The 2,618-nt window shown below is 76.5% G+C and carries 1 protein-coding gene and 1 pseudogene; both read right to left on the bottom strand.

Annotated elements, in window-relative coordinates; translation table 11 throughout:
• Positions 1-595, bottom strand: a pseudogene (locus IDM29_RS16255) (hypothetical protein); the annotation flags it as partial.
• A 110-nt stretch (positions 596-705) separates the two neighbouring features.
• Positions 706-2,618, bottom strand: a 1,913-nt coding sequence (locus tag IDM29_RS16260; RefSeq protein WP_188037792.1) for an FAD-binding and (Fe-S)-binding domain-containing protein, incomplete at its 5' end; no start/stop codon positions are given.

Below are 2,618 nucleotides of genomic sequence, written 5' to 3' on the forward strand. Positions count from 1 at the left end.
GACGCGCGGGCTCCATGGCGCGCCGCGGCGGCGGCACGCGCGTGAGCGGCGCGACGCCGACGATGCGCGCGCCGTCGGCGCCGGGCACGACGTCGACCGTGAGCACGTCGACCCGCCAGCCCGGCTGGAGCAGGAACTCGACGACGTCCTCCATCCCGGGGGCGATCGCCGAGCACACGAGGAGCAGGCGCGCCCCGCTGCGGACCGACGTGGGCAGGAGCGTCGTCGCGGGCACCGTCTCTCGGAAGGCCTCGAGATGCGCCGCGAAGCGCCCGGGGCCGCCGGGGTAGGCACGCGCCAGGTCCTGCGCGCTCATGCTCGCGGCCCGCCCCGCGTGCCGCAGCGCCTTCACGACGGCGGCCTCGTCCAGCACGGCGCAGATCTCGACGACCACGGGCTGCCCCGAGGCGTCGACCGCCAGGAGGTACGGCTCGTCGGCGGCGCCCTCGCGCAGGCGCAGGGGCAGCAGCTGCTCGCCGAGCAGCGTGTCCAGGTGGTCGGCCACGAGCCCCGGCGTCGGCAGCCCGCCGCCCTCGGGCGACAGGGGGTGGACCGCGACGGACCTCGTGCTCTCGACCTCGAACATGGGGGGCATGGCACTTCCCGACTGCGCTCGCGCGCCTCGACCGCCCGCAGCCTACGGTCTGCGGTGGTCTGTCCGGAATGCCCCGGCGGGAATCGACCCGTTCGGTCCAGCGGCGGGACTCACCCCTGGGCGCGCTCGCGGGCGTCGATCCGGTCGGAGAGCAGCTGGGCGAGGTGCCTCATCGACGCGCCGGCGAGGTCCTGCGCCTGGGTCCGGCAGGAGAACCCGTCGGCCAGCAGCACCGTGCCGGGGGCCGCGTCGCGCAGCGCCGGCAGCAGGGCGTGCTCGGCGACGGCGACCGAGACCTCGTAGTGCCCGTGCTCCATGCCGAAGTTCCCGGCGAGACCGCAGCACCCCGCGAGCGTGGTCACCTCCGCGCCGGCCGCGCGGAGCAGCGCCCGGTCGGCGTCGTACCCCATGACCGAGTGGTGGTGGCAGTGCGGCTGCGCGACGACGGTGACGCCCTCCAGGCTCGGCGGCTCCCACCCGTCGGGGCCCAGCGGGGCCGGGGCGGTGAGCAGCTCGGCGAGCGTGCGCGTGGCGTGGGCGACGGCGACGGCGCGCGGGTCGTCCGGCAGCAGGTCGAGCAGGTCGGAACGCAGCACGGCGGTGCAGGACGGCTCGACCCCCACGATCGGGATGCCGTTGACGGCGTACGGTCCGAGCACGCCCAGCAGGTCGGAGAGCCGTGCCCGGGCGCCGTCGAGCTGGCCCGTGCTGATCCAGGTCAGCCCGCAGCACGCGTCCTGCTCCGGGACGATCACCTCGTAGCCGGCGTCCCGCAGCACCCGGACCATCGCGCGGGGCACGTCGGGGTCGAAGCCGTCGCTGAAGGAGTCGGTCCACAGCACGACGCGGCGCGCCGGGTCCGTGGAGCCGAGGCTCGACGCCGCGCCCACCGTCGCCTCGCCCACACCGTCGGTGGGGTGCACGGCGCCGCCCTGCCCGGACCACCAGCGGCGGAACGACGTGGGCGCGAACGCCGGGATCGAGCGGCGCGCGTCCATGCCGCCGACGCGCAGGACGAGACGCGCGAGCGGGCGCACACCGAGGACGGCGTTCGCGACGCCCGCGAGCCCCAGCCGGTCGACGAGCCGGCTCCAGCGCGGCAGCCAGCCGAGCGCGTAGTGGGTGCGGGGCCGCAGCCGGCGGCGGTACGTCCGGTGCAGCACCTCGGCCTTGTACTGGGCCATGTCGACCCCGGCCGGGCAGTCGCTCGAGCACGCCTTGCAGCTCAGGCACAGGTCCAGCACCTCGTGGACCTCGGCGGAGCGGGCGCCGTGCGTCACCAGCGTCCCGTTGGCCATCTCCTGCAGCACGCGCGCCCGGCCGCGGGTCGAGTCCTTCTCGTCGCGCGTCGCGAGGTAGGAGGGGCACATGAAGCCGCCCGACGCCCCGGAGTCGGCCCGGCACTTGCCGACGCCGACGCAGCGGTGGACGGCCGTCGTCAGGTCGCCGCCGTCGTGCGGGAAGGCGAAGCCGCCGGAGCGCGCGATCGGCAGCGCGTGCGGGCGGCGCAGGTCCGCGTCGAGCGGGCGCGGGTCGACCAGGACGCCCGGGTTGAGCACGTCCGCCGGGTCGAACAGCTCCTTGACCGCGCCGAACAGCCCGATCGCACGCTCGGAGTAGATCAGCGGCAGCAGCTCGGAGCGGGCACGCCCGTCCCCGTGCTCGCCGGACAGCGAGCCGCCGTGCGCGGCGACGAGGTGAGCCGCCTCGGTCATGAAGGCGCGGAAGCCCGGGACGTCGGCCGACCGCTCGAGCGGGATGCCGAGCCGCACGTGGATGCAGCCGTCGCCGAAGTGCCCGTACGGCAGGCCCTCGACGCCGTGGGCGGCCATGAGCGCGTCGAACTCGCGCAGGTAGGCACCGAGCCGCTCGGGCGGGACCGCCGCGTCCTCCCACCCCGGCCACGCCTGGGCGCCGTCGGGCGTGCGGCCGGCCAGCCCGGCGCCGTCGGCGCGGATCTGCCACATCGCCGACGCCTCCGCGCCCGGCGGGATGACGCGCGCGGCGCTCGTGCCCGCGTCCG

It is taken from the genome of Actinotalea sp. JY-7885 (assembly GCF_014525465.1).
In the GTDB taxonomy this organism is placed as follows: domain Bacteria; phylum Actinomycetota; class Actinomycetes; order Actinomycetales; family Cellulomonadaceae; genus Actinotalea.